At 63.1% G+C, this 23528-nt stretch carries 19 protein-coding genes and 1 pseudogene; 7 read left to right on the top strand and 13 right to left on the bottom strand.

Annotated features, from left to right (window positions below):
• Positions 1–19: 19 nt before the first annotated feature.
• The 6 genes from ETW23_RS22840 to ETW23_RS22815 all read right to left on the bottom strand — a co-directional run bounded on the left by ETW23_RS22840 (position 20) and on the right by ETW23_RS22815 (position 5764).
• The gene (locus tag ETW23_RS22840) at positions 20–943 is read right to left on the bottom strand and encodes an ABC transporter ATP-binding protein (RefSeq protein WP_129373031.1); all 924 of its coding nucleotides are present in this window, start codon (positions 941–943) and stop codon (positions 20–22) included.
• The gene (locus ETW23_RS22835; protein WP_134831545.1) at positions 940–1920 is read right to left on the bottom strand and encodes an ABC transporter ATP-binding protein; all 981 of its coding nucleotides are present in this window, start codon (positions 1918–1920) and stop codon (positions 940–942) included. The genes ETW23_RS22840 and ETW23_RS22835 overlap by 4 nt, the downstream gene beginning before the upstream one ends.
• Positions 1917–2774: an ABC transporter permease gene (locus ETW23_RS22830; protein WP_129373033.1), complete on the bottom strand. Its 858-nt coding sequence runs from the start codon at positions 2772–2774 to the stop codon at positions 1917–1919. Before ETW23_RS22830 ends, ETW23_RS22835 begins: the two co-directional genes overlap by 4 nt.
• A 10-nt stretch (positions 2775–2784) precedes the next feature.
• Entirely contained in the window at positions 2785–3723 is a 939-nt protein-coding gene (locus ETW23_RS22825; protein WP_129373034.1) for an ABC transporter permease, read from the bottom strand.
• 95 nt (positions 3724–3818) lie between these two features.
• Positions 3819–5381 (bottom strand): ABC transporter substrate-binding protein, encoded by a 1563-nt coding sequence (locus ETW23_RS22820; RefSeq protein ID WP_134831544.1) that lies wholly within the window; start codon positions 5379–5381, stop codon positions 3819–3821.
• A gap of 77 nt (positions 5382–5458) precedes the next feature.
• Positions 5459–5764, bottom strand: coding sequence for a hypothetical protein (locus ETW23_RS22815; RefSeq protein WP_134831543.1), 306 nt, complete (start codon positions 5762–5764; stop codon positions 5459–5461).
• Positions 5765–5891: 127 nt separating this feature from the next.
• On the opposite strand from ETW23_RS22815, the gene ETW23_RS22810 reads away from it, so the two are divergent.
• Positions 5892–6695 carry a helix-turn-helix transcriptional regulator gene (locus ETW23_RS22810; RefSeq protein ID WP_134831542.1) on the top strand — a complete coding sequence of 268 codons (804 nt, stop codon included), beginning with the start codon at positions 5892–5894 and terminating at the stop codon, positions 6693–6695.
• A gap of 63 nt (positions 6696–6758) precedes the next feature.
• On the opposite strand, the pseudogene ETW23_RS22805 reads toward ETW23_RS22810, so the two are convergent.
• Together ETW23_RS22805 and ETW23_RS22800 are read right to left on the bottom strand one after the other, a co-directional pair.
• Positions 6759–7531 (bottom strand): annotated as a pseudogene (locus tag ETW23_RS22805) (inositol monophosphatase family protein).
• Positions 7532–7847: 316 nt separating this feature from the next.
• Positions 7848–8606 (bottom strand): LuxR family transcriptional regulator, encoded by a 759-nt coding sequence (locus tag ETW23_RS22800; protein WP_254695251.1) that lies wholly within the window; start codon positions 8604–8606, stop codon positions 7848–7850.
• Between the two features lie 140 nt (positions 8607–8746).
• Here ETW23_RS22800 and speB point away from each other — a divergent pair, with 140 nt between their 5' ends.
• Positions 8747–9718: an agmatinase gene (gene speB, locus ETW23_RS22795; RefSeq protein WP_134831541.1), complete on the top strand. Its 972-nt coding sequence runs from the start codon at positions 8747–8749 to the stop codon at positions 9716–9718.
• Positions 9719–9882: 164 nt separating this feature from the next.
• On the opposite strand, the gene ETW23_RS22790 is transcribed toward speB, so the two are convergent.
• Complete coding sequence (locus ETW23_RS22790; RefSeq protein WP_134831580.1) at positions 9883–11091, bottom strand: mandelate racemase/muconate lactonizing enzyme family protein; 1209 nt, start codon at positions 11089–11091, stop codon at positions 9883–9885.
• Positions 11092–11105: 14 nt separating this feature from the next.
• Positions 11106–12764 (bottom strand): GMC family oxidoreductase, encoded by a 1659-nt coding sequence (locus ETW23_RS22785; RefSeq protein WP_134831540.1) that lies wholly within the window; start codon positions 12762–12764, stop codon positions 11106–11108.
• A gap of 102 nt (positions 12765–12866) precedes the next feature.
• Between ETW23_RS22785 and ETW23_RS22780 the strand changes: the two genes are divergently transcribed.
• Positions 12867–13757, top strand: coding sequence for a LysR substrate-binding domain-containing protein (locus ETW23_RS22780; RefSeq protein ID WP_134831539.1), 891 nt, complete (start codon positions 12867–12869; stop codon positions 13755–13757).
• A gap of 166 nt (positions 13758–13923) precedes the next feature.
• On the opposite strand, the gene ETW23_RS22775 is transcribed toward ETW23_RS22780, so the two are convergent.
• The 3 genes from ETW23_RS22775 to ETW23_RS22765 form a co-directional block, all read right to left on the bottom strand.
• Entirely contained in the window at positions 13924–15006 is a 1083-nt protein-coding gene (locus ETW23_RS22775; RefSeq protein WP_134831538.1) for a cystathionine gamma-lyase, read from the bottom strand.
• 148 nt (positions 15007–15154) lie between these two features.
• Complete coding sequence (locus ETW23_RS22770; protein ID WP_134831579.1) at positions 15155–16846, bottom strand: thiamine pyrophosphate-binding protein; 1692 nt, start codon at positions 16844–16846, stop codon at positions 15155–15157.
• Positions 16847–17003: 157 nt separating this feature from the next.
• Positions 17004–17915 carry a LysR family transcriptional regulator gene (locus ETW23_RS22765; protein WP_134831537.1) on the bottom strand — a complete coding sequence of 304 codons (912 nt, stop codon included), beginning with the start codon at positions 17913–17915 and terminating at the stop codon, positions 17004–17006.
• A gap of 138 nt (positions 17916–18053) precedes the next feature.
• Here ETW23_RS22765 and ETW23_RS22760 point away from each other — a divergent pair, with 138 nt between their 5' ends.
• The 4 genes from ETW23_RS22760 to ETW23_RS22745 all read left to right on the top strand — a co-directional run bounded on the left by ETW23_RS22760 (position 18054) and on the right by ETW23_RS22745 (position 23413).
• On the top strand, positions 18054–19064 hold the full coding sequence (locus tag ETW23_RS22760; RefSeq protein WP_129373045.1) for a TAXI family TRAP transporter solute-binding subunit: 1011 nt from the start codon (positions 18054–18056) through the stop codon (positions 19062–19064).
• Between the two features lie 136 nt (positions 19065–19200).
• Positions 19201–21426, top strand: a complete 2226-nt coding sequence (locus ETW23_RS22755) for a TRAP transporter permease (protein ID WP_134831536.1) — start codon at positions 19201–19203, stop codon at positions 21424–21426.
• Positions 21423–22688 carry an FAD-binding oxidoreductase gene (locus tag ETW23_RS22750; protein ID WP_134831535.1) on the top strand — a complete coding sequence of 422 codons (1266 nt, stop codon included), beginning with the start codon at positions 21423–21425 and terminating at the stop codon, positions 22686–22688. The genes ETW23_RS22755 and ETW23_RS22750 overlap by 4 nt, the downstream gene beginning before the upstream one ends.
• Positions 22685–23413 (top strand): aspartate/glutamate racemase family protein, encoded by a 729-nt coding sequence (locus tag ETW23_RS22745; RefSeq protein ID WP_134831534.1) that lies wholly within the window; start codon positions 22685–22687, stop codon positions 23411–23413. Before ETW23_RS22750 ends, ETW23_RS22745 begins: the two co-directional genes overlap by 4 nt.
• Positions 23414–23528: the final 115 nt, after the last annotated feature.

The following is a 23528-nucleotide window of genomic DNA, read 5'->3' as shown; positions in this document are numbered from 1 at the left end:
TTCTTTTCTTTGCAGGATGTCAGCCGAGAGGCGCCAGGCAGCGCAGCCCGTGGCCGTTTTCGACCTCCCATTGCGGGGTCTGGATGCAGAACTCCTGGGCAAACGGACAGCGTTCGCGGAACTCGCAGCCCGAGGGGCGTTTGAGCAGGCTGGGCGGCTCGCCTTTCAGGGCGATGCGTTCCAGCCGTGCGTCGGGATCGGGTTCCGGGTTCGCGCTCAGCAGGCAGCGGGTGTAGGGGTGGCGCGGGTGCTTAAAGATCGCCTCGGTGGTGCCTTCCTCGACCAGGCGGCCCAGATAAAGGATGCCCATCCGGTCCGCCACATGACGCACCACGTTCAGGTTATGGGTGATGATCACCATCGCCAGTCCCAGCCGCTCCCGCAGGTCGTTCATCAGGTTCAGCAGTTCCCCTTGCACCGACACGTCAAGCCCTGCGGTGGGTTCATCCGCCAGGATCAGTTTGGGTTCCAGCGCCAGCGCGCGGGCGACGCCCACCCGCCGTGCCTGCCCGCCCGACAGCTGATAGGGATAACGGTCGGCAAAATGCGCGGGCAGGTTCACCATTTCCAAAAGGCGCTTGGCCTCGGCGTCCAAATCGCGGTCCTTCATGCCCTGGATGCGGTAGGGTTCGGTGATCAGGCTGCGGATGGTCAGGCGCGGCGACAGGCTGCCGACCGGGTCCTGGAACATCATCGCGATGTCCTTGCGCAGGGGCCGCAGTTCCCGTTCCGAGGCACCGCGGATTTCCTGGCCGTCGAATTTGACGGACCCCTCCTGTGCCGGCGCCATCCCGGCAATCGCCCGGATCACCGTGGTCTTGCCAGAGCCGCTTTCACCAACCAGCGCATAAGTTTCGCCGGGTTCAACGGTAAAGCTGACACCGGCCAGCACATTGACCGGCCCATAGCTGGTCTTGAGGTTTTTGACATCCAGCAGGCTCATGTCGCGGCCTCCTCATGGTTCAGCCAGCAGGCCGCGTGGTGGCCTTCTTTCAGTTGCGCCAGCGGCGGCACCTCGGCGGCACAGCGCGGCATTGCCTGGTCGCAGCGGTCGCGGAAGATGCAGCCGCCGGGCAGGTTGGCCAGATCCGGCACCTCGCCGGGGATGGTGGGCAGAACCCGGGCGCGTTCCTTGATGTGGCCGGGGTCGCAGTCGATCAGACGGCGGGTGTAGGGATGCTTGGGATCGTGGAAGATCTCGCGCACGTCGCCGCTTTCAATCACCGCGCCGGCGTACATCACCACCACCCGGTCGCAGAGCTCGGCAATCACCCCCAGATGATGCGAGATGAACAGGATGGCGCAGTCGAATTCCTGCTGCAGCTCTTGCAGGCGCTCGATGATCTGCACCTCCAGCGTGGCATCCAGCGCTGTTGTCGGCTCATCCGCGATCAGCAGATCGGGCTCCGACATCAGCGCCATGGCGATGGCAATCCGCTGCCGCATGCCGCCGGAGAATTCATGCGGGAACTGATCCAGCCGGGCCTCCGGATCCGGGATGCCAACGGCGCCCAGCATCTGCGCGGCGCGCGCCCGTTTGTCGGGTTTTGACGCCTTGGAGCGGTGCTGGATATCCAGCATCTGCTGGCCGATCGACAGCACCGGATTGTGGGTCTGCATCGGGTCCTGGAACACGATAGAGATATCGGCGCCGCGCAGATCCCGCATCTTGCGCTCCGGCAGTTGCAGCAGGTCTTCGCCCTTGAACCGCACCTCGCCCTGACGGAACCGGGTGTTCGGCGCGGTCAGCCGCAGAATGGATGAGATCAGGGTGGATTTGCCGCATCCCGACTCGCCGACGATGCCGACGATCTCGCCTTTGCGCACATCAAAGCTGATATCGCGCAAGGCGCGCAGGTCGCCGCGGGCGGTTTCATAGTCGACGCTGAGGCGGTCGATTTCCAGAAGAGTATCAGTCATCGCTGTTTCCTCAGTTTCGGGTCAACCACGTCGCGCAGGCTCTCGCCCAGAAAGGTGAAGCCAAGCGTTGCCAGAATGATCGGCAAGCCCCCGCCCACCACCAGCCACGGCGTCTGGCGGATCAGCGAATAGCCGTCTTTCAGCAGCGCGCCCCAGCTGGGCGTCGGCGGTTTCACCCCAAGGCCAAGGAAGGACAGCCCGGCCTCCAGCGCGATCACGGTGGGGATATCCATCGCCGCCAGCACCGCCAGCACGCCGACGATATTGGGCAGCATATGCACGCCCAGAATGCGCTTCATGCTGGCCCCCATCGAGCGTTCGGCCAGAATGAATTCGGAATTGCGCAGGGTCAGCGTCTGGGTTCGCGCCACCCGGCCATAGGTCGGGATCGACGTCGCCATGACCACCACAACCACCGTCTGCAGGCTTGGCCCCACCAGCGCCACCACGGCCAGGGCAAACATCACCGTGGGAAAGGACCGGATGGTGTCAAAGAACAGCATCAGCAGGTTGTCGAGCCATTTCGGCCCGTAGCCTGCGATCATCCCCAGCGTCAGGCCGATGGCCATGGCGCCGAATACCGCGGGCAGCGCCACTTTCAGCGCCACTTGGCCGCCCATGACGACGCGCGAGAACGTATCGCGGCCCAGCTGGTCGGTGCCCAGGATATGGGCGGCGGACGGGCCTTGCAGGCGGTCCTTGATGTTCATCGCCACTGGATCATAGGGCACGATCCAGATGGCAAAGACGGCGCAGAACACAATGGTGCCGACAATGATCAGCCCCATCAGCCCCAGCGGGTCGCGGGCGACGCCGTGGATGATCTGGCCCAGTTCGGAACGGGATTTGGTCATAACGCCCTCCTTAATGCGCTGTGCGGGCGCGGGGATCGAGCCAGGCGTTGATCAGATCAGCCAGCGCGGTGGAAACCACAAACAGGCCAGTTGAGATCAGCACCGATCCCATCACGATCGGGTAATTGCGGGTGGTGATGCTGTCGATCACCAGCTTGCCCAGCCCGGGGCGGGCAAAGACGATCTCGGCAAAGACGGCGGAAGACAAAAGGAACCCCATGCCGACGCCGATCACCGTGACCACCGGCAGAATGGCGATGCGCAGCGCATAGACCAGCACCACCCGGCGTTCGTTGATGCCAAAGGCGCGGGCGGTGCGGATGTGGCTTTCGCCCATCACCTCCAACATTGAGGCGCGCACCAGCCGGGCGATATAGCCGACCCAGCTAAGGCCGATGGCAAAGGCCGGCAGCACCAGGTGGTTGAGGCGGTCCCAGAACCCTTCGCCGGCGCCGATGGCCGGGAACCACTGCAGATGCACTGCAAAGACCAGCAGCGACAGCAGCGCCACAACAAAGGCAGGCGCGGCAACAAAACTGACGGAAATCGCGGCGGTGATCCGGTCGATCAGCGTGTTGGGATGCGCCGCCGCATAGGCCCCCAGCCCGATGCCCAGAGTGGCGGACCAGATGATCGATCCCAGGATCAGCCACAGGGTATGCGGCAATTGCTGGAACACAATGTCGGTCACCGAGCGCCCCGAGAACACGTCAATTCCCAGATCGCCCTGCAAAAGGTTGCCGTAAAAGATGACGAGCTGTTTCCAGATCGGCTGGTCCAGCGCCAGCTCGGCCGTCAGCCGCGCCTGCAGTTCTGGTGTGGCGCGCGGGCCGAGCATGATCTGGACCGGATCGCCGGGCACGGCGCGGATCATCAGGAACATGACGGTGACCGCCACGATCAGGATCAGCAGTGCCAGCCCGAAGCGCCGGAGTGCATAAAGTAACATGGCCGCATGGCTCCCTTGTTCTCGCTGTGCGGAGGAAATCGGCACGGCTGCACCGCGAATTGCAGCCGTGCCAGTCGGTCAGGCCCTGGGGAGGATCAGGCCTTGCCGAAGTAGCGCAGCAGTGCAAGCCCGTCGGGCCGCAGTGCCGGCGCAACACCCGCCGAATGCACCACCGGTGTCGCCTCATGGGTCAGGAAGCGGTAGGCGCCGCTTTCCTCCATTACGTCCTGCGCCCGCCGGTACAACTCGTCCCGCTTGGCCTGGTCGGTCAGCTGCGAGGCTTCGGTGTGGATCTTGTCGAATTCCTCATTGCTGAACTGTTCCCAGTTCCAGTGGCCGATCTGGTCAGTAATGAACCACGAGGTTGCGTAATACGGGTCCGGTGTCATTGAGTAGCGGTTCAGCACCAGCTGCAGGTCTTCGTTGTCTGCACTGGCCCAGAAGGCGCCGGATTCCAGCACGTTGACCTCAACCGTGATGCCGATCTGCGCCAGCGTTGCCTGAATGACCTGCGCCGCGGTGGTGAAGGTGGTCTTGTTCAGCGTGTCGAGCTTCAGCGTCACGTTGGTCTCGCCGGATTCGGCCAGTAGCTCTGCTGCTTTTGCAAAATCCGCCTGCGGCGGCACCAGCGACTGCGGGCGGTTGCCCGCAAGGCCCGGCGCGATGATGCCGGTGGAGGGGTCCACAGCGCCGAAATAGGCGGCCTCCAGCACCGAGGGCACATCAATCGCGTGCTGGATTGCCTGCCGCAGTTTCTTATTCTGCAGCTTGGGGTGATCCAGGTTCATGCCCAGCCAGGTGTAATAGAGCGACGGGTATTCCAGCAGCGTGCCGCCATTCGGCACCCCGTCGCGGTAACGCTGAACCGACCCCAATGAGACGCGGGTAAAGTCCAGCTCACCCGCCTCAAAGGCGATCTCGGCTGTGTTTTCGTCGTCAATCGGCAGGATCTCAATGGTATCCCAGGCGGGCGCGTCGCCTTTCCAGTCCGGATTGCGCTTCAGCACGGTTTTTTCCTTGGGCGACCAGCTGTCACGCAGGTAGGGACCGGATTCCGCCAGCGGATCAGTGGTTGCCTTGCCGCCAGCCGCTTCCCAGGCCTTTTTCGACACGATGTTGCCGGTGATATAGGGCAGCGCAATGCTCCACAGCGGCGCAAAGGGTTCCTTCAGCACGATGGTGCCCTCACGCTCGCCGGTCACTTCGACGTGGCTCAGCGGGCCCATGTCGGGCTTGTTCGGGCTTTCCGTCTCATCCGCGACGATGCGTTCAAAGCTGTATTTCACGTCTTCCGCGGTCATCGCGCCAAAGCCGTTTGTGAACCCGATATCATCGCGCAGCGCGAATTTGATATGGGTCTCGTCGCCCTGTTCGATCATCGCGGCGGCGTCCATTTGCCAATCCCATTCGCGGCCGGGCTTGTACTGGATCAGCTTGTTGTAGATCGAGGCGTGGATTTCCTCGTCGATCACGCCCTTGGAAAACGCCGGGTCGATGCTTTGCAAATCACCGTAGGAGCGCACCCGCAGCGTGCCGCCCTCTGCCGCCATGGCGCGGCCGCCCAGGCCCATCGGCAGCGCAGCCGCCGCCCCAAGCGCGGTTGCGCCTTTCAGAAAATTGCGGCGCCCCACCGGCGCTTTGGTCCATTCGATCTTCATGGTTTCCTCCCTTAAGATCAGATCAAAGAAGCCCGCGCGGAAGGGTTTCAGCCCATTCCTTTGTCAGGACTTCCGTTTCATCCGCGCCTTCGGTGGCGCGCAATTTGCGGGTCAGATAGAAACTCTGCCCGTCGCAAAACATGGTGCTTTCTGTATCGATGGCGACCTGCCTGCTTGGACAGATGCGGATAGCGGCGCTCCCACGTGCCGGCCCGGCCGGTGATGGCCAGCACGGCCTTGACGTCGCACAATTCCTGTTCGGAAAATTCGTCATCAAAATCGCCCTCGCTGTCACCGGTGCCCTCCGGCAGCCACAGGCGTGCCGCAAGACGGCGCCCATCCGGCATCGGGATCCAGTGATGAAGGGTGCTTGCAGCGGGCATTGCGGTCTCTGGCTGGGTTACGGTCCTTCTAGAAAACCCGGTTTCTTCAAATACGGAACTGTGCAAACATGCGCGAACTGACGCTTTAAGACACTAACCAGCGTCAATTTGCGAAGGATACTGGGCATTGCCGGAAAGTTTTTCAGAAAACCTGCGCTCGCTTTGCGCCGAACATGGCAGCATCGCGCAGATCTGCCGCGAGATCGGAATCAACCGCCAGCAATTCAACCGCTACCTTAATGGCAGCAGCCTGCCCGCCGCCCACAACCTGCGCCGGATCGCCCGGTATTTCTCGATCCCGGAGGCGCAGCTGTTCACCGCGAACGCTGAATTCGAAACCCGGCTGGAGGCAGCCGCAGGCCCGGTGCAGCACAGCCCGGCAGACCGGTTCCTGTCGCCGTTCCGCGGCCAGCAGCGCAATCTCAAGCGCTACCTGGGCTTTTACCACGCCTATTTCCGCACCCCGTCCTGGGACGAGGGGATCTTCTGCTCGCTGACCCGGTTTATTGAGCAGGACGGGTACATCCTGTCCCGCAACCTGGAAATCGCCCATGATCCCGAGCAAAGCATCCGGCAGATTTCGCGGTACGAAGGCATGGTCACCCTGCGCGGCAACCGGCTGTTCATCACCGAGCATGAGCGCGCCCGCGAGGGCAGCGTGGCGCAGACCATCCTGTTTTCGGCCCACCGTCAGCAGCTGAAGTACCTGCGCGGCATGACCATGGGGGTGGCCTGGCGGCCGTTTCCGCGCCCCTATGCGGCGCGGGCGATCTGGAAGCGCCTGGATGAGCGGGTCTCGGCGCGCGAGGCGATTGCCGCCTGCGGTGTCTACCCGGTCCGCAGCCCGCGGATCGACCCCACCGTGCGCAACTACCTGGAGACCCCGGATAAAGAGGGTCTTCCAGAAGCGCCGGGCAGCGTATTGTTCTAAGCAACACTTCGGTCTTTTGACTGGCATAGAGGCACGCGGCCCGTTCAGGCAGCCGCCACCGGGTTAGCCTTTGATCAGCGCCAGCATTTCACCGTGCAGTTCCGGAGTCGCTGCCGAAATCACCCGGCCGTCCGAGTTCAGCCCCAGCGGCAGGCCGTCCCAATCGGTGATCACCCCGCCTGCGGCTTCGATGACCGCTGACACCGGCAGGTAATCATAGGGCTGCAGGTCATAGTCGATCACCGCATCCGCATGGCCTGCCGCCAGCAGTGCGTGCGGATAGCAGTCATAGGCAAAGCGGCGGGTCTGGCCGGTGCGCATCAGCCGCTCGAACAAATGCGGATAGTCGCGGTGGATCTTGTCGCCCTCGTTGACGAACAGGATCGAATGGTCCAGCCGGGTCTGGTCCGACACGCGGATCGGAGCGCCGTTCAGCGTCGCACCTTCACCGCGCACCCCCAGAAAGGTCTCCCCAGGGCAGGCATACCGATCACCCCGGCCTGAGGGACGCCGCCCTGCAAATACCCCAGCAGAAAGCCGAACAGCGGGTGGCCCGCCAGAAACGACCGGGTGCCGTCGATCGGGTCGATGATCCAGACATCGTTGCGGTCCTCACCGTCAAAGCCATGTTCCTCGCCAAGGATGCCGTGGCCGGGGAAATGCTGCGTCAGATAGGCGCGCACCTTGTCCTCGATCGCCTTGTCGGCCTGGGTGACCGGGCTTTCATCCGCCTTGAATTCAACCCCAAGCCGGCCGCGGAAATAACCGCGGGCGGCATCAGATGCGATTTCTGCAATCCGAACGGCGTGACCGGCGTAATCCTGTGTCGTCAGCATCGGTTTGATTTCACTCCCATGATCTTTTGCTCCGAAGGCAATCCGGCGGTCTCCTGTTTCCGGATTGCTGGCAATGATTACCGTCCAGTAGACTTGCGGCTGCCCGCGCAGCAGCCTGCCTAAAGCCCTGGCTTGAGAGCAGACTTTCGCGAATGTGTGGAAATGGTCAACAGTTTTTGTGGCAAAATGACCGTTTTAAGGTCATTTATGGCGCTAATTTGTCATCCTGCACGATTTTACCGTCTCAATTGACCGCTTTTCATGCGGGCGGCCTGGTCCGGTTAAACTGCAGAATGCCGCCGCACTGCTTTCGAAGCTAACGCGCCCCGGCCAGATGCCGGGTGGCCATGGAGAACAGCTCTGCCTGCGATGCAATTCCCAGTTTTGAATAGGCGTGATGCCGGTGGACTTTGACAGTGCCCTCTGCAATCCCAAGATACGCGGCGGCCGAGGGTGTCGAATGCCCCTGCAGGACCAGCTGCACCACCTCGCGTTCCCGCGGGCTAAGGACGCCGGTGCCAAAGGTCTGCATCCGGTCCTCCCAATCGGGCCTCTGGAAACCTTGTGCTGCCGTCTCTGCCTGTCCCCATTGCCGCAGAACCGCAGCTGAGATCACTTGGAACACCGCATTCAGCCGCGCGGTATCCGCCGCCTCAAACCGTTGCCGGCGGGAAAAACGGGCCAGCGAGACGATGATCCAGCGCTCTGCCCCGTCTTGTACCAGCACGCCGATCTCGTCGCTGATGCTGATCTTGCGGTAAAAGGCGCGGTAGTATTCCGACCGGTAGAACGCCTCTGGTGCCAGATCCATCAGCCGGTAGGCCCCCGGAGTGCAGCCGTTGCGGCAGGCCTGATAGAGCGGATCCAGAAGATAGGGGCCGCTGGCATAGAACTCCACGGTAATCGCCGCCTGCAGCTCATCCAGATCCTGATACAAGGAGACAGGCGGCAGCGCGCCCTCATAGCGTGAGATGACCATCGAATCAAAGCTGCAGCACTGCGACAGAATTTGCCGCAGCGCACCGGGAAAGCGGTCGGTGCCAAGTGTTTCCGCCATAGCAGCCAGGGCGGTCACCCAGCTGGCGGCCAACGGAGGATGGGGAAACGCAGCGTTCAAATCTATACCTATCGATATATGTCCTTTGCCAAGTTTACCGGCATAAGAACGGATTTCAAACTGGGGCCGACCGGAATTTCAACCTAACGGAGCCCCAGATGACCGAAACCTCCAGCGTGAACCCCGTACAGGGCGACCTGGCTTTCACCCGCAGCAGTGACCGCGGCGTGATTGCCGAGGCCAGCTATGCCGGCGCGCTCAGCTTTATGCGCCGCCGCTATACACGCGACCTCAGCAGCGCGGATGTGGCGGTGATGGGCGTGCCCTTTGACCTCTCGGTCTCCAGCCGCTCCGGCACCCGTCTGGGGCCGCGCGCTGTACGCTCAGGCTCCAGTCATATCGCCTGGTCGAAACCCTGGCCCTGGGAGGCGGACCCCTACGAGGCGCTGCGGGTGGTCGATTATGGCGATTGCGAGTTCGATTACGGCTATCCGCACAAGGTGCCGGGCCAGATCACCCAGGCCGCCCGTGATGTGCTGGCCAGTGATACAGCGCTGCTGTCGATCGGCGGCGACCATTTCATCACCTATCCGCTGCTAAAGGCGCATGCGGAGAAACACGGGCCCCTCAGCCTGATCCAGTTCGACGCACACTCCGACACCTGGGCGGACGAGGAAGGCCGTATCGATCACGGCACCATGCTGTGGCACGCCATCCGCGAAGGGCTGGTGGATCCCGCCCGCTCGGTACAGGTCGGCATCCGCACCCACAACCCCGACCCGATGGGCATGAACATCATCGACGCCATCGAGGTTCAGAAAACCGGCCCCGAGGCGGTGGCAGAGAAAATCCGCGCCATCACCGGCGACAGCAAAACTTATGTCACCTTCGACATCGACGCGCTGGAGCCTGCCTCGGCCCCCGGAACCGGCACGCCGGTGATTGGCGGCCTTAGCCCTTATCAGGCGCAGGAGATCATCCGCGGGCTGGCGGGCATCGACGTGGCCGGCATGGACGTGGTCGAGGTCGCGCCGGCCTATGACATCTCTGAGATCACCGCCATCGCCGCGGCCACCATCGCCAATGATCTGCTCTGTCTCTACGCCGCCGGACCCTCCGGCCAGCGGTGAGGCGGCTGTTAACGCCAAAGCGGTAGACGCCCCGGCTTCTGCAGCCGGGGCGGTCTTTGCGGCGGACAGGTTGCCGCCGCCAGGGCAGTCATACCCGCCCGGCGGGCGCCGCTGCTGATCCGGTGCCAGTCAACGGCGCTGTCAGCGTTAGGGGGCAGGACCCCTTATTGCACCACCGGCTCCTGCGCCAGTTCCAGATGCAATTCGCTGCCGGTGTAAGGGCTAGCGGCAATTGCGGCCTCGTCCAGTTCGACGCCCAGCCCTGGCTCGGCCGACGGGATCACATAGCCGTCTTCCCAAGTGATCGAGGATTTGAGACAGGACATATACGGTCCCTCAAAGGTGCCGATCGACTCCAGGATCAGAAAATTCGGACTGCAGGTTGCAATCTGGATATTCGCCGCCGCCACCACCGGCCCGCAATAGAGATGCGGCGCGATCTGCGCCTGCCGTGTTTCGGCCATGCTGGCGATTTTCTTGGCCTCCAGCAGGCCGCCGACCCGCCCCAGGTCCATCTGCAGGATTGAGGCCGCACCGGCCTCCAGCACCCGGGCGAACTCATGCTTGGTGCACAGCCGCTCGCCGGTGGAGATCGGCACCGAAGTAAACCGCGCCACCTCGGCCATATCGGCGGGGTTTTCCGGCGTGGTCGGCTCCTCGAACCACAGCGGCTCATAGGGTTCCAGCCGCCGCGCCATGCGTTTGGCGCCAGAGACGGTGAATTGGCCATGGGTGCCGAACAACAGATCGGCGCGGGTGCCGACCGCCTCGCGGATGCGTTTGACGAACATCTCGCTGCGCTCCAGATCCTCCAGCCGCGGCTGATGCCCGTCATAGATCGTATACGGCCCGGCAGGGTCGAACTTCACCGCGGTGAAGCCCTTGTCCACCTGTATCAGGGCTGCCTCTGCCGCCATGTCAGGGTCGTTGTAGACATTGGGCGTGTCCGGGTCCGGGTAGACGTCGCCGTCCGCCGGGTACAAATAGGTATAGCTGCGCAGTTTCTCGTGCACCTGGCCGCCCATCAGCTCATAAACCGGCTTGCCGGCTGCCTTGCCGATGATGTCCCAGCAGGCCATTTCCAAACCGCTGAGCACACCCATCACGGTCACGTCAGGCCGCAGCGTGTATCCCGCGCCATAAGATTTGCGCCACAACTTCTCGATATGATGCGGATCACAGCCTGCGAACTGGCGCGCAAACATCTCCTCGGCCATCGCACAGCACAGATCGGGGCCGAATGTGGCGTTGTAAATCTCCCCCGCTCCGGTGATGCCGCAAGCGGTGGTCAGACGCACAAAGATGAAATACCGCCCGCCGTGGCGCGGCGGCGGATTGCCGAACACAAAGGTTTCGATCTTGTCGAGTTTCATCACGGGGTTCCCTGTCATTCAGCCGCCAACGGCCTGTTTTCATTGTCTTCCAGAACCAGTTCCGCGCCACGCGCCGCCAGCATCATGGTAGGCGCATTGGTGTTGCCCGAGGTCACATTCGGGAACGCGGACGCGTCAATCACCCGCAGTCCGTCCATGCCATGCACCCTTAGCCGCGCGTCCAGCACCGAGTCGGCGGCATCCCTGCCCATCCGGCAGGTGCAGGCCGCATGGAACACGCTGCCGGCGCGTTCCCGGAAATTCTCCAGCAGCGCCGCATCGTCCATTTCCAGAATATCCGGCGCCCGCCGCTCCCGCGTCACCGCCTTGATGGCCGGGGTCTGCGCCAATGCTTGCAGCAGATGGCTGGCACGCACCGCGGTTGCCTTATCCTCGTCGGTTGACAGCGCGTTCGGCTCGATCCGCGGCGCCTGCGCCGGGTCGGCGGATTGGATCGTGATCTGCCCCCGGCTGGTCGGCCGGCTTGGCTGCACGCACAGCAGGAACCCGTTGTCCTTGTCGATCTGCGGCTTGCCGCTGGCGCGAGTCGAATAAGACGCCGGGTTGCAGTAGATCTGCACATCCGGCAGTGCTGCGCCTTTGGTGCGGACAAAACCGCTGCACTGGTTCACCGGAACGCTTAAGGGTCCGTTACGGGTCAGCACATAGCGCAGCCCGGCCTTCATCTGGCCGGCAAAGCTGCCCAGCCTGTCGTTCAAAGTTGCCGTATTGGCCCAAAAGAAATGCGACACCGCCAGATGATCCTGCAGCCCCTGCCCCACCTGCGGCAGATCATGGGCGACCTCGATGCCATGGCGCTGAAGCAGATTTGCCGGGCCGATGCCGGACAATTGCAGGAGCTGCGGCGAGTTCACCGCGCCAGCGCTCAGGATCACCTCCCGCGCGGCCTTTGCCTGTATCACCCGGCCCTTCACCCGGTAGGCCACGCCAGTCGCCCGCCCGCCCGCTGTCAGCACCTTTTCCACCAGCGCGCCGCTGACCACGGTCAGATTGCCGCGCTTCATTGCGGGCCTTAGGAAGGCGTCAGCCGAGGACCAGCGCCGCCCGTCCTTCACCGTGCTGCGCACATAGCCCATGCCTTCACCCGGCAGCGTATTGGCCCCGGCTTCAGCGCGCGCGTTCATATCCGGCAGGAACGGCCAGCCCATTTCCCGGGCACCGGCCAGAAAGTTCCGGGCAAAAGGATGCATCCGCTCGCTCAGATCGGTGACCCGCACCGGGCCTTTGCCCCGCAGCCGTCGATTGCCGCCCTGCCACTCATCATGGCATTCCAGCGCTTCATAGCTGCGGCGCACGTTGTTCCAGCCCCAGCCCTTGGCGCCAGCCGCTTCCCAGTCGTCAAAATCATGCGGCAACCCGCGCACATAGGCCATCGCGTTGATCGAGCTGGAACCGCCCAGGACCTTGCCCCGCGGCCAATAGGCCTGGCGCCCGTTCAGGCCCGGATCCGGTGCCGCCGAATAGCGCCAGTTCACTGCTGGATCCGAAAAGGTGAACCCGTAACCCACTGGAACCTTGATCCAAAACCGCCGGTCTGTACCGCCTGCTTCAATTAGCAGCACAGTGTAGCGGCCATTCGCTGTCAGCTTGTCTGCCAGCACACAGCCCGCCGAACCGGCCCCTGCGATAATGAAGTCATATGTTTGTGCCATGGCGAACCCGGGTCCCTTGATGCCGCCAGCTTGCGCATTGGCGTACAGTTAATTCAAACAATGGGTTTTGCCCCTAAGGCTAAGCTGTGCTTAAAGGTATGAATGACCGATCTGCCCCATGTCACTTGGCTGAAAGCTTTTGAGGCCGCCGGGCGGCTCAGCAGTTTTTCTGCCGCCGCCGAGGAGCTGGGCCTGACCCCCGCTGCCATCAGCCAGCAGATCCGGCTGCTGGAAAAGCACCTGGACACCCAGCTGTTCAAACGCCTGCCCCGCGGCGTCGCGCTTACGGACACCGGCCAGGCCTATGCCCAGCCGATCCGCAAATCCTTTGACGAAATGCAGCGCGCCACCACCGGGCTGTTCAGCAAGAAACGCAAGCGGGTGGTGCGCCTGCGTGCGACGATCTCCTGCGCCGCGCTGGTGATCGCGCCGCAACTGGCCCGGTTCCAGGCCGAACACCCGGATATTCACGTGCAGCTATCCTCCACCGTCTGGTCCAGCCGCTTTGACGAGGAGGCGCTGGACATCGACATCCGCTATGGATCCGGCGACTGGCAAGAGGCCCGGATCCTGCATCTGGGCCACGAAAACGCCATCCCGGTCTGCAGCCCCGCCTATGCAGCGACCCTGGGCAGGACGCCCTCAATCGAAGATCTGGCCCGCGCCGATGTGGTGCAGATCATTGGATCCGAAACCGACTGGGGCCGCTTGGCAGACCTGCACGGGCTGACCCTGCAGGTCACTGCCGACTGGCTCAAGGCCGACTCCTCGCTGCTGGCCCTGCAGACGGTGGCCGCGGGGCACGGGGTAACAATGGTGCTGGAAAGCTTTGCCCGGCAATACGTCGAGCAGGGGCTGGTGACCGCGCCGGCCGCATACAAATTGCCCAAACGCCGGTCGCACTACATGGTGATCAACGACCGCGCAGGCCAGCGGGACGAAGTGAAAGCAGTCAGCAACTGGATCACGTCGCTTTATCAGTCTCTGACCTGAAACCCTCCTGCAATGCCAAACACTTGCGCGCTGCCGGGTATTGCGCGTCAAAGCCGCGCCCCGCTTGCCCCAGCCTCTTCCCCAAGCGCAAACAGGGAAAGCCGGGATGCCGGACTGCACCCGCCAGCTGTCCCCGCGGGGACAGCTTGTCTTTTTCGCGTGACCCCTAGCCGTCAAGCGCCTCCAACGAAGCCTTCATGGCGCTCCACAGCTCCTCGGCCGGTTCGGTGCCAACCGAGATACGGATAAACCCCGGCGCCACCGCATCGCCCCAGCGGGCGCGGCGTTCTGCCGAGGTATGCACCCCGCCAAACGACGTCGCCGCGCGGATCAGCGGGCAGTTGTTGATGAATGCATCCGCCTGTCCGGCGCTGTCCAATGTGACCGAGATCAGGAAGCCGGACCGGGACATCTGTTGCTTGGCGAGGGCGTGAGAGGGGTCGGACGCCAGCCCCGGAAACCGGATTTCCTGCACCCGCGGATGCGCCGCCAGCCGTTCGGCCAGAACCTCCGCCGTGCTGCACATCCGGTCAAAGCGCACCTCCAACGTCTCTAAACCCCGGTGCGCCAGCCAGGCCTCCTGCGGGCCGGGAATGCCGCCGCCGAACTGGCGCCATTCGCGTGCAGCCTGAAGGATCCCGGCGTTGCGGGTGGCCAGATGCCCCATCAGCACATCGGAATGGCCGCCCGGCGCCTTGGTGTCGGAGGCCACAACCACATCCGCCCCCAGCTCCAGCGGGCGCTGGCCCAGCGGGGTCATGGTGGTGTTGTCAACGATCAGCAGCCCGCCCGCCGCGTGGACCGCACCAGCAATCGCGCGCAGATCGCAGAGGTCCAGTCCGGGGTTCGAAGGCGTCTCTGCAAAAACAACGTCAATGCCCTCAAATCCGCCCTCGGCAAATCCGGCGGTGGGGCGCTGTTCGACCTGCACGCCCAGATTTTGCAAAAAACGCTCGCTGAGGCGGCGCGTCACGTAATAGCCGTCAGAGGGGATCAGCAGTTTTGATCCTGCTTTTACGGTGGCAAACAGTGCCGCTGAGATTGCCGCCATGCCGGATGGAAAAGCCAGCGCCGGCGCGTCCTCCAGATAGCCCAGCAGGTGCTCCAGCTGCTCCCAGGTGGCATTGTCCGCCCGGCCATAGCTGGGGCCGCCGGTCCAGTCGCCGGGCAGGTGGTACATTGAGCTTTGCGTGAGCGGCAGCGCCACCGGCTCGCCTTCGGACAGCATGTTGCCGCGCAGGTGCAGCATGGCGCCGGCTTTGGGGCGGTGGGTGTGTCCATGGGATGGCGCCTTTCGTGAATTCGGGTATCACGAATTCATAGCGGGCAGCGTGTGAAAGAAACAAGGCCGGGAGCGCATGTTTCCCGGCCTTCCGATTTCCCGGTTTAAGAACGGATCACCCCATCCAGCGGCGGACAGGCGCGGCGGCCTCTTCCAGCGCCTGGCAGACCACGTCAATCAGGGTCGGGCCGTCATGGGCAAAGGCTTCTTTGATGGCCGGGTCCAGATCCTCAGGGTGTTCCACCCGCCAGGTCTTGATGCCAAACGCTTCGGCCACGGCGGCGTGGTTGGTGCGGTTGAAGTCCACATTGTAATACCGCTTATCGCAGTCGTCGCGCTGGCTGGCCTTGATCCAGCCGAAGTTGGCGTTGGAGAACACCACATAGGTGATCGGTGCATTGCAGCGCACCACGGTTTCCAGCTCGCCGCAGGTGAAGTTGAAGGAGCCATCGCCCATCATCCCGACAACCTTGCAGCCGGGACGCCCGAACCAGGCACCCAGCGACGCCGACAAGGCATAGCCCAAGGCGCCATGCGCCCGGTTGGTGATATACTGCCGCCCCGGATGCTGCTGCTGTGAATAGGCGTTGAAATAGGGGCAGCTGGTGCCGGGGTCGGAGACCACGATGGCGTCATCGGGCAGGTTCCGGTTCAGCGCGTGGATGATCTGCTCCGGCAGGACCTGATCGGTTGCGCTGTTTGCCAGCTCCTCGAACTTGGCGAATTTGCGCTGTTTGATATCGGCGGTTTTCGCAGCCCCGCTGAACGTTGGCACTTCGCCCTTGCGTCCGTCCAGATAGGCATTGACCGCCTGCAGCGCTAGTTTCAGGTCGGCCACCACGCCGACCTCTGTCGGGTAATTGGCGCCGATGGTCATCGGGTCGTTGTCGAAATGCACGATGCGCCGGCCAGGCTTGGGCGCCTCCCAGCGCGAGGTGGTGGTGGAGCCTGCCCGGCAGCCCATGAAGATGACCAGATCGGCACCCTCCATCATCTCCCAGGTCTCATCTGTGCCGCCGTTGGAGCCGACCACGCCCAGCGATTGCGGATGCGTATCAGCCAGCGAACCCTTGCCGGAGATCGAGGTGCCCACGGCGATGTCGAGACGGGAGGCAAGCCTGCCCAGCTCCTCCATCGCGCCGGAGATCACCACACCGCCGCCGCAGACGATCAGCGGTGATTTGGCAGTAAGGATCGCCTCAACCGCGGCCTCTGCCGCACCCGGCTCGGGGGCTGCGCGGTAGGACGGGTAGCTTTGGTGCTTGGTATCACCCCAAATGTCTTCCGCCGGAACATCGTCATACTGGATGTCATAGGGCAGCCCCAGATGCGCCGAGCCGGTTCGCCCGGTGGTCATCGCCCGGAACGCCTGGCGCACCATGCGCGGGATGTGGTCGGCGCGCTTGATCACCGTGTTGAACTTGGTCAGCGGCGCCATCAGGACCTCCTGATTGACCTCGGTCAGCGGGTATTTCCCGTAAGAGCCGACCGAGATGTCGGTGGTGATCGCCAGCACCGCATAAGAGCTCTCATTGGCCTCAATAAGCCCCGGCAGGATGTAGGTGGCGCCACCGCCTGAGGGGCCTTCGCAAACACCCGCCCGGCCGGTCACGCGGGAAAACCCGTCGGCCATATAGGCGGCACTGCGCTCATCCCGGGTCAGGACATGGGTGATGCCATGCTCCAGCCGGTTCATCGCGTCATAGAATGGCAGCGTGGTGTCGCCGCACAGGCCAAAGATATGGGTGACGCCATGCGCCTCCAAAGAGCGCACCATCGCCTCGGCCCCGGTCAGCGCGTTGGTCATCGAGTCTTTCATGGGGCCCCCTTAAGCCGTCGTGAGATCTGTCCTGGAGCGAATGCCCAGGATTCGTGTTCTTAACTGTATACAATTCTGTAGATAGATGTGAAGACTGAATTTCCGGCGTCCTGTGCGGACGGATTTGTCTTTCCTGCACAGCGGCTTAGGCAAGTATATTCTGGATGTACTCCCGCCAGGCTGTAGCAAAACTGGCCGCCAATTGCGACAACGGCCGCGCGCTGGGGGTCAGAATCGAATAGCCAAAAGGGATCTGCGGCTCAAACGGCAGAAACCGGATCCGGTCCTCATCCGGGTTGCTGCAGCGGTAGCTTTCAGCGCTGAGGACATCGACAATGGCGCAGGCCTGACCGGCGGCGATGAAATGGAACAGCGGCAGGAAATACTGCGCGTCATAGCGCAGGTTGAATTCGGCCCCCGCCTGCTGAAACGCCTGCGAGGTGGCCTGATAGGTGTTGTGATCCGGCTGCAGCGCGCCCATTGGCACCCCGTTCAGATCCGCGGCGGTGATCACGCCGCGGTGTGCCAGCGGATGGCCGGCCGGCACCGCGCACAGGCAATTGCTGGGCAGTTCTTCTGCCGTGTACAGCTTGCGGTCGCCGCGGAACCGGCTCATGTCGCAAAAGCCGATGTCGAAACTGCCGGCCGCCACCAGGCTGCGCACCTGCGGCGAGGAGCGCGTAGCCAGCGTCACCCGCACCTCGGGTTTGCCATCCACAAAGCGGCTGATGAATTCCGGCAGCAGATAGGTAGACGGCCCCGGCATCGCCACGATCCGGATAGAGCCCTGCACCCGGTCGCGCATATTGGCCAGGTTCTGCTGCGCGGTTTCCAGCCGCGACAGGATCTCGGTCGCTTCCTCCATCAGATACTGCGCCTCGGGCACCGGCACCAAACGGCGGCCCTCGCGCAAAAACAGGGTCAGGCCCAGCTCCTCCTCCAGCGCCTTGATGGCAGCGCTGATCGCGGGCTGGGTGCGGTGCAGGTTGCGCGCCGCCTGGCTGACAGAGCCTGTTTTCATGACCTCGTGGAAAACCGCAAGCTGATGAGAGTTCATGTTAAGCCACCATAAATTCAATCTATACATACCGTATAATTTTAAATTTGTACTTATGCATTTCCTTTTCCATGATGCAAAGATCGGAGGAGAAAGCTGCAGCGGCAAAGCTGCGGCCAATAATCAAGGGAAGAGATTATGGGAATTTTCAAGAAACTGACCGGGGCCGCATTGGCCTGTACCATGCTGACCGGTGCTGCAGCCGCACAGGATATGACCTTTTTCCGCATCGGCACCGGCGGCGCGGGCGGCACTTACTTCCCGATCGGCGGCATCATTGCCAATGCGATTTCCAACCCGCCCGGCTCGCGCGCCTGTGACGAAGGCGGCAATTGCGGCGTGCCCGGACTTGTGGCGATGGCGCAGTCGACCAATGCCTCGGCGCATAATGTGAATGCCATCCAGAACGGCCAGATGGAAGCAGGCCTGTCCGGCGCCGCGACCCTGCATTTCGCCTATCACGGCACCGGCAAGTTCGAAGGCAACGCCAAGCCCGACCTGCGGGTGATCGCCAATCTGTTCCCGGAAGACCTGCATCTGGTGCTGCCCGAGGGCCACAAGCTGGACGGGCTTGCCGACCTCAAGGGCAAACGCGTGGGCATCGCCCAGGCCGGCTCTGGCACCCAGATCGCGGTTGAGCTGATTCTGGACGACCACGGAGTGAACCGCGACAACATGGATGAGGCCGAGCTGAACAACGCCCAATCCGCCGAGCGCATCGCCGACGGCCAGCTGGACGCCTATTTCTATGCTGCCGGCACGCCCGTCGCAGCGATGATCCAGCTGGACAACACCAAGGGGATGGAGCTGCACAACTGGTCCGCCGAAGAGATCAAACAGGCCAATACCACCGTGCCTTACTACATCCCCTCGACCATTCCGGCGGGCACCTATCCGGGTGTGGACTATGACGTGAACACCGTGGCGGTTTCCGGCATGCTGGTCACCAATGCCAATATGGACGAAGAGCTGATCTATGGCATCACCAAGGCGATGTGGTCCGATACCGCCCGCAAACTGCTGGACAACGGCCACCCCAAAGGCAAGGCGATCACCCTGGAAACCGCGCTGGAAGGTGTTGAGGGCATCGGCGTTCCGCTGCATCCGGGTGCTGAGCGGTTCTACCGCGAAATCGGCCTGCTGAAGTAACTCTTCCCCCTGAACTGCGGCAGCAGGGTCCGCCTTGCTGCCGCCTTTTGCTTCCCGGCGCCCCTGCCCGCCTGCAGCCCGCATAGCGCGGATGCATGACGCACGCGCCGTTTACCCTGCTAGACTGGAACCCCCGATGTCCCTGGACACTCACCTTGACAATAAGGCGCTGGAGGAGCTGGAGAAACAGTATGACTCTGCTCTGAACACGCGCGACAACGGACCCAGGCTGACGGGGTTCATCTATTGGGCCAGCATCGCCTTTGCCCTGTATCATCTGTGGACGGCCGGGTTCGGCACCCCGGTGGACCATGTGCATATGGGCATTCACCTGGCAGGCCTGTTCCTGTTCATCTTTGTCGGCTTCCCGCTGATCAAATCTGCGCGCAGCCTGGAATGGCGCGGCCCCAATCCACTGCGCCCCGGCAATGTGCCGCTGTATGACTGGGCGCTGACCGGTCTCAGCATGGCGGCGGCGCTGTTCCTCTGGGTCAGCTGGCGCGGGTTCGATATGTTCGGGTTCGACATTGCCGAACAGGCGCTGCGGCAGGGCAACCCGTCCAGCCTGGACGTGTTCTTTGGCTCGGTGCTGATCTTGACGGTGCTGGAGATCGCGCGGCGCACCATCGGTTTTGTGCTGCCGCTGATCATCCTGGTGTTCATGATTTACGCGCTGTTCGGCCCCTATATGCCCGCGCAGATCCTGAAGCATCCGGGTGTGAACTGGCAGCAGTTCGTCAACAACATGTATTTCCCCTCCGAAGGCATATTCGGCGTGACGCTGTGGGTGGTCTCCACCGTTGTGTTCCACTTTGTCCTGTTCGGTGTGGTGGCGCAGCGGATGGGGCTGGGGCAGTTCTTTGTCGATAATGCGATGATCATGGCCGGGCGTTACACTGGCGGCCCGGCCAAAGTATCCGTGGTCTCCTCGGCTTTTTTCGGCACCATCTCCGGCTCGTCGATTGCCAACACGGTTTCCACCGGATCGCTCACCATCCCCAATATGAAGAAGATGGGCTATCCCGGCCATTTCGCAGGCGGGGTTGAGGCCGCGGCCTCGGCAGGCGGGCAGATCACCCCGCCGATCATGGGGGCGGCGTCCTTCCTGATGGCCGAGTATCTGGAGGTGCCTTACACTACCATCGTGATTGCGGCGATTGTGCCGGCGTTGATGCATTATATCGGGGTGATCTCGATTGTGCATTTCACCGCCAAGAAACTGGGCCTGACAGCCTACCCGAAAGAGCAGCTGCCCAAGTTCCTGGCAGTGTGGAAGGACGGCTGGTACACCATCGTGCCGCTGATTGCGCTGCTTCTGGTGCTGTTCTCGGGCTATTCGCCGAATATGGCGGCCTTTATCGGCCTTAGCCTTTGTGTGGTGGTGGGTTTTTGCGCCTTTGACAAGCCCGCAACCCTGCTGGTGCCCTTGGCCTTGCTTGGGTTTATTTTCTGGAAGGCTTCGCCCTATTCCGGTGAGGGGTATTCGCCGGTGATGGCCGGGATGCTGGCCGCGCTGACGCTGGTGGGCTGCCTGCACCGCAATGAACGGCAAAGCTTCCGCGACCTGTTCGACAGCTTCCATGTCGGTGTGCAGTATGCGCTGGCGGTGGGTGCGGCCTCGGCTGCGGTGGGCATCGTGGTGGGTGTGATCAACACCACCGGCGTTGGCTTCCGGCTTGGCTTTATGGTCACCGGCGGCGCGGCGGATATGGCCACGGCGATTGCGCCGCTGCTGGACTGGACCACGATCGAGGCGTTCAGCCAGCCGTCGATCCAGCAGTTCCTGTCGCTGGTGCTGATCGCCATGGCCTGCATCCTGATGGGGGCCGGGCTGCCGACCACTGCGCTTTATATAATGCTGGTCGCCGTCGCGACGCCGGCCCTTAGCCAGCTGGGCGTGCCCCCGCTCGCCACCCATATGTTCGTGCTCTACTACGGTGTGATATCCGAGATCACCCCGCCGGTCTGTGCCTCGGCCTATGCGGCGGCGGGGATTGCAGGATCCAACCCGTTCCGCACCGGATTGAATGCCTTCACCCTGGGGCTGGGCAAGCTGATGGTGCCGATGGTGTTTGTCTATGCGCCCACCATGCTGATCGTGCTGCCGGAGCATTTCACCCTGCTCAGCTTCACGCAGGTGACCGTGACCTGTGCAGCAGGTGTCTTTGCCATCGCCACCGCGGTATCGGCCTATTTCCTGGCACCGCTCACGGGGCTTTGGCGGTTGCTGATGGCGATTGGCGGGCTGCTGCTGGTGGCGCCTTCGGGCGGCTCCGACCTTGCCGCTCTTGCGGTGATGGCGCCGGTGCTGCTGCAGCAGCTGGGCCAGCAGCGCAAACTGCAGGCTGAGGCCGCCCGATGAGCACCCCCGCCGCCCCCGATGTGACGATTCTGGGCGCCGGGATCGTCGGCATCTGCTCGGCCCTGTCATTGGCAGAGCGGGGCCTGCAGGTCCGGCTGATCGACCGGGATGCGCCGGGTCAGGCGACCTCCTTTGGCAATGCCGGCATTATCTCGCCCTGGTCGGTGGTGCCGCAATCGATGCCGGGGTTGTGGAAGAAAGTACCCGGCTGGCTGATTGATCCGCTGGGGCCGGTCACGGTGAAACCCGCCTACCTGCCCAGGGTTGCGCCCTGGGGGCTGCGGTTCCTGTCGGAAGGGCGCGCGGGGCGGGTCCAGCAGATCTCTGACGCGATGGACACGCTGAACCGCAATTGCGTCGAGATGTACCGGCTGCATCTGGCGGGCACCGGCCACGAGGATCTGGTGCAGGACAGCTATTACGTTCATGCGTTCCGCAGCGCGGACGCTGCCGATCTGGGTTCGGTCGACTACCGGATGCGGGCCGAGCGCGGCGCAGATATGGAACGGATTGGCGCAGCTGAGCTGCGCGATCTGGAGCCTGCCCTGACGCCGGAATTCCAGGCCGCAATCCTGATCAAGGGCCAGGCACGGGCGACCTCTCCCGGGCGTATCGGCACCGTTCTGGCAGAAAAGCTCCAATCCATGGGCGGTGAAATCCTGCAGCAAACCGTGCGGGGCATCCTGCCTGCGCAAACCGGCGGCTGGACCTATACCACCGAGGCGGGCCAGGACTGGACGCCCAAGCTGGTGCTGGCGATGGGCGTCTGGTCCGGGGAGCTGCTGAGGCCCTTGGGCATCAAGATCCCGATGGAATCCGAGCGCGGCTATCATGTGTCCTTCAAAAACCCCGGCGTCGCGCTGAACAACTCGATCATGGATATGGACATGAAATTTGTGGCCTCCTCGATGCAGGAAGGGCTGCGGGTGGCCGGCACGGCCGAATTTGCAGGCCTGGACCAGCCGCTCAATCAGAAACGGCTCGACGGGCTGGCGGAGCTGGCCCGTGCGCTGCTGCCCGATTTGCAGGCCGGCGATATGGACACCTGGTCCGGCCAGCGCCCCAGCCTGCCCGACAGCCTGCCCTGCATCGGCGAGGTTGAGGGCTTTCCAGACCTGATCGCCGCCTTCGGCCACAGCCATTACGGGCTGATGATGGCCCCGAAAACCGGACGGCTGGTGGCGGATATCGTCAGCGGCACACCGGTGAACGAAGACCTCGCGCCGTTCCGCGCGCGGCGGTATGAAAGGATCACGACATGACCATCCACCCCGGCGGCCAGAACATCTGCGGCGTTTCCATCGGCGTGCTGGCACTGGAAAGCTATTTCCCCAAACCTCCCGGCCATATCAAGAACCCTTCCAGCCTGCAGTTCACCACGCTTTATGAAATGCTGGACGGCATCACCGTGCCGAAACTGCTGGCCAGCCCCACCGGCGAAATGAAGGACCGGCTGATCGAGGCGGCCCGGCGGCTGGAGGCCAAGGGCGTGCGGGCGATCACCGGCTCCTGCGGGTTTCTGGCGATCTTCCAGCGCGAGATTGCCGCGGCAGTGAATGTGCCGGTGTTTGTCTCCTCGCTGATCCAGGTGCCGCTGGCGCATCTGATGACCGGGCGCACGGTGGGGGTGATCACCGCCTCCGCCGGCAGCCTGACGCCGGCCCATCTGCAAGGCGTCGGCGCCGAACACACGCCGATTGCGGTGCAGGGGCTGGACGATGCGGAAGAATTCTCAACCGTGATCCTGTGCAATGAGCGCACCGCGATGGATCTGGCCAAGGTCGAGGCAGAATTGCTGGCCGCAGCCAAAGGCATGATCGCCCGCAATCCGGAGATCGGCCCGATCGTGCTGGAATGCACCGATCTGCCGCCCTACGCCCATGCGCTGCAGGCAGAGCTGAACCGGCCGGTGTTCGACATCATTACCTTGACGGAAATGGTACACCGGGCTGCGCTGCGCGTGCCGTTTCCGGGCTTTATCACCTAAGACCGTGACCGGTTCGCCGCTCCTGCGGGCGAACGGGTACTGCCCGATGTGGTGCCTGACGAAATTGCACAGAGATTTCCAGCCCTCAGCCCCGGAATTTTTTGCATGCTCCAAC

Origin of the sequence: Leisingera sp. NJS201, assembly GCF_004535885.1 — a bacterium.
Taxonomy (GTDB): domain Bacteria; phylum Pseudomonadota; class Alphaproteobacteria; order Rhodobacterales; family Rhodobacteraceae; genus Leisingera.
The sequence above is the reverse complement of the archived record's forward strand: the minus strand, read 5'-3'. Positions and strand labels throughout refer to the sequence as shown.

Excerpts from the sequence above, each read along its gene's own strand:
- ETW23_RS22840 (WP_129373031.1), bottom strand. The coding sequence starts at position 943 with ATGAGCCTGCTGGATGTCAAAAACCTCAAGACCAGCTATGGGCCGGTC.
- ETW23_RS22835 (WP_134831545.1), bottom strand. The coding sequence starts at position 1,920 with ATGACTGATACTCTTCTGGAAATCGACCGCCTCAGCGTCGACTATGAA.
- ETW23_RS22830 (WP_129373033.1), bottom strand. The coding sequence starts at position 2,774 with ATGACCAAATCCCGTTCCGAACTGGGCCAGATCATCCACGGCGTCGCC.
- ETW23_RS22825 (WP_129373034.1), bottom strand. The coding sequence starts at position 3,723 with ATGTTACTTTATGCACTCCGGCGCTTCGGGCTGGCACTGCTGATCCTG.
- ETW23_RS22820 (WP_134831544.1), bottom strand. The coding sequence starts at position 5,381 with ATGAAGATCGAATGGACCAAAGCGCCGGTGGGGCGCCGCAATTTTCTG.
- ETW23_RS22815 (WP_134831543.1), bottom strand. The coding sequence starts at position 5,764 with ATGCCCGCTGCAAGCACCCTTCATCACTGGATCCCGATGCCGGATGGG.
- speB (WP_134831541.1), top strand. The coding sequence starts at position 8,747 with ATGACCGAAACCTCCAGCGTGAACCCCGTACAGGGCGACCTGGCTTTC.
- ETW23_RS22790 (WP_134831580.1), bottom strand. The coding sequence starts at position 11,091 with ATGAAACTCGACAAGATCGAAACCTTTGTGTTCGGCAATCCGCCGCCG.
- ETW23_RS22785 (WP_134831540.1), bottom strand. The coding sequence starts at position 12,764 with ATGGCACAAACATATGACTTCATTATCGCAGGGGCCGGTTCGGCGGGC.
- ETW23_RS22780 (WP_134831539.1), top strand. The coding sequence starts at position 12,867 with ATGACCGATCTGCCCCATGTCACTTGGCTGAAAGCTTTTGAGGCCGCC.
- ETW23_RS22775 (WP_134831538.1), bottom strand. The coding sequence starts at position 15,006 with ATGCTGCACCTGCGCGGCAACATGCTGTCCGAAGGCGAGCCGGTGGCG.
- ETW23_RS22770 (WP_134831579.1), bottom strand. The coding sequence starts at position 16,846 with ATGACCAACGCGCTGACCGGGGCCGAGGCGATGGTGCGCTCTTTGGAG.
- ETW23_RS22765 (WP_134831537.1), bottom strand. The coding sequence starts at position 17,915 with ATGAACTCTCATCAGCTTGCGGTTTTCCACGAGGTCATGAAAACAGGC.
- ETW23_RS22760 (WP_129373045.1), top strand. The coding sequence starts at position 18,054 with ATGGGAATTTTCAAGAAACTGACCGGGGCCGCATTGGCCTGTACCATG.
- ETW23_RS22755 (WP_134831536.1), top strand. The coding sequence starts at position 19,201 with ATGTCCCTGGACACTCACCTTGACAATAAGGCGCTGGAGGAGCTGGAG.
- ETW23_RS22750 (WP_134831535.1), top strand. The coding sequence starts at position 21,423 with ATGAGCACCCCCGCCGCCCCCGATGTGACGATTCTGGGCGCCGGGATC.
- ETW23_RS22745 (WP_134831534.1), top strand. The coding sequence starts at position 22,685 with ATGACCATCCACCCCGGCGGCCAGAACATCTGCGGCGTTTCCATCGGC.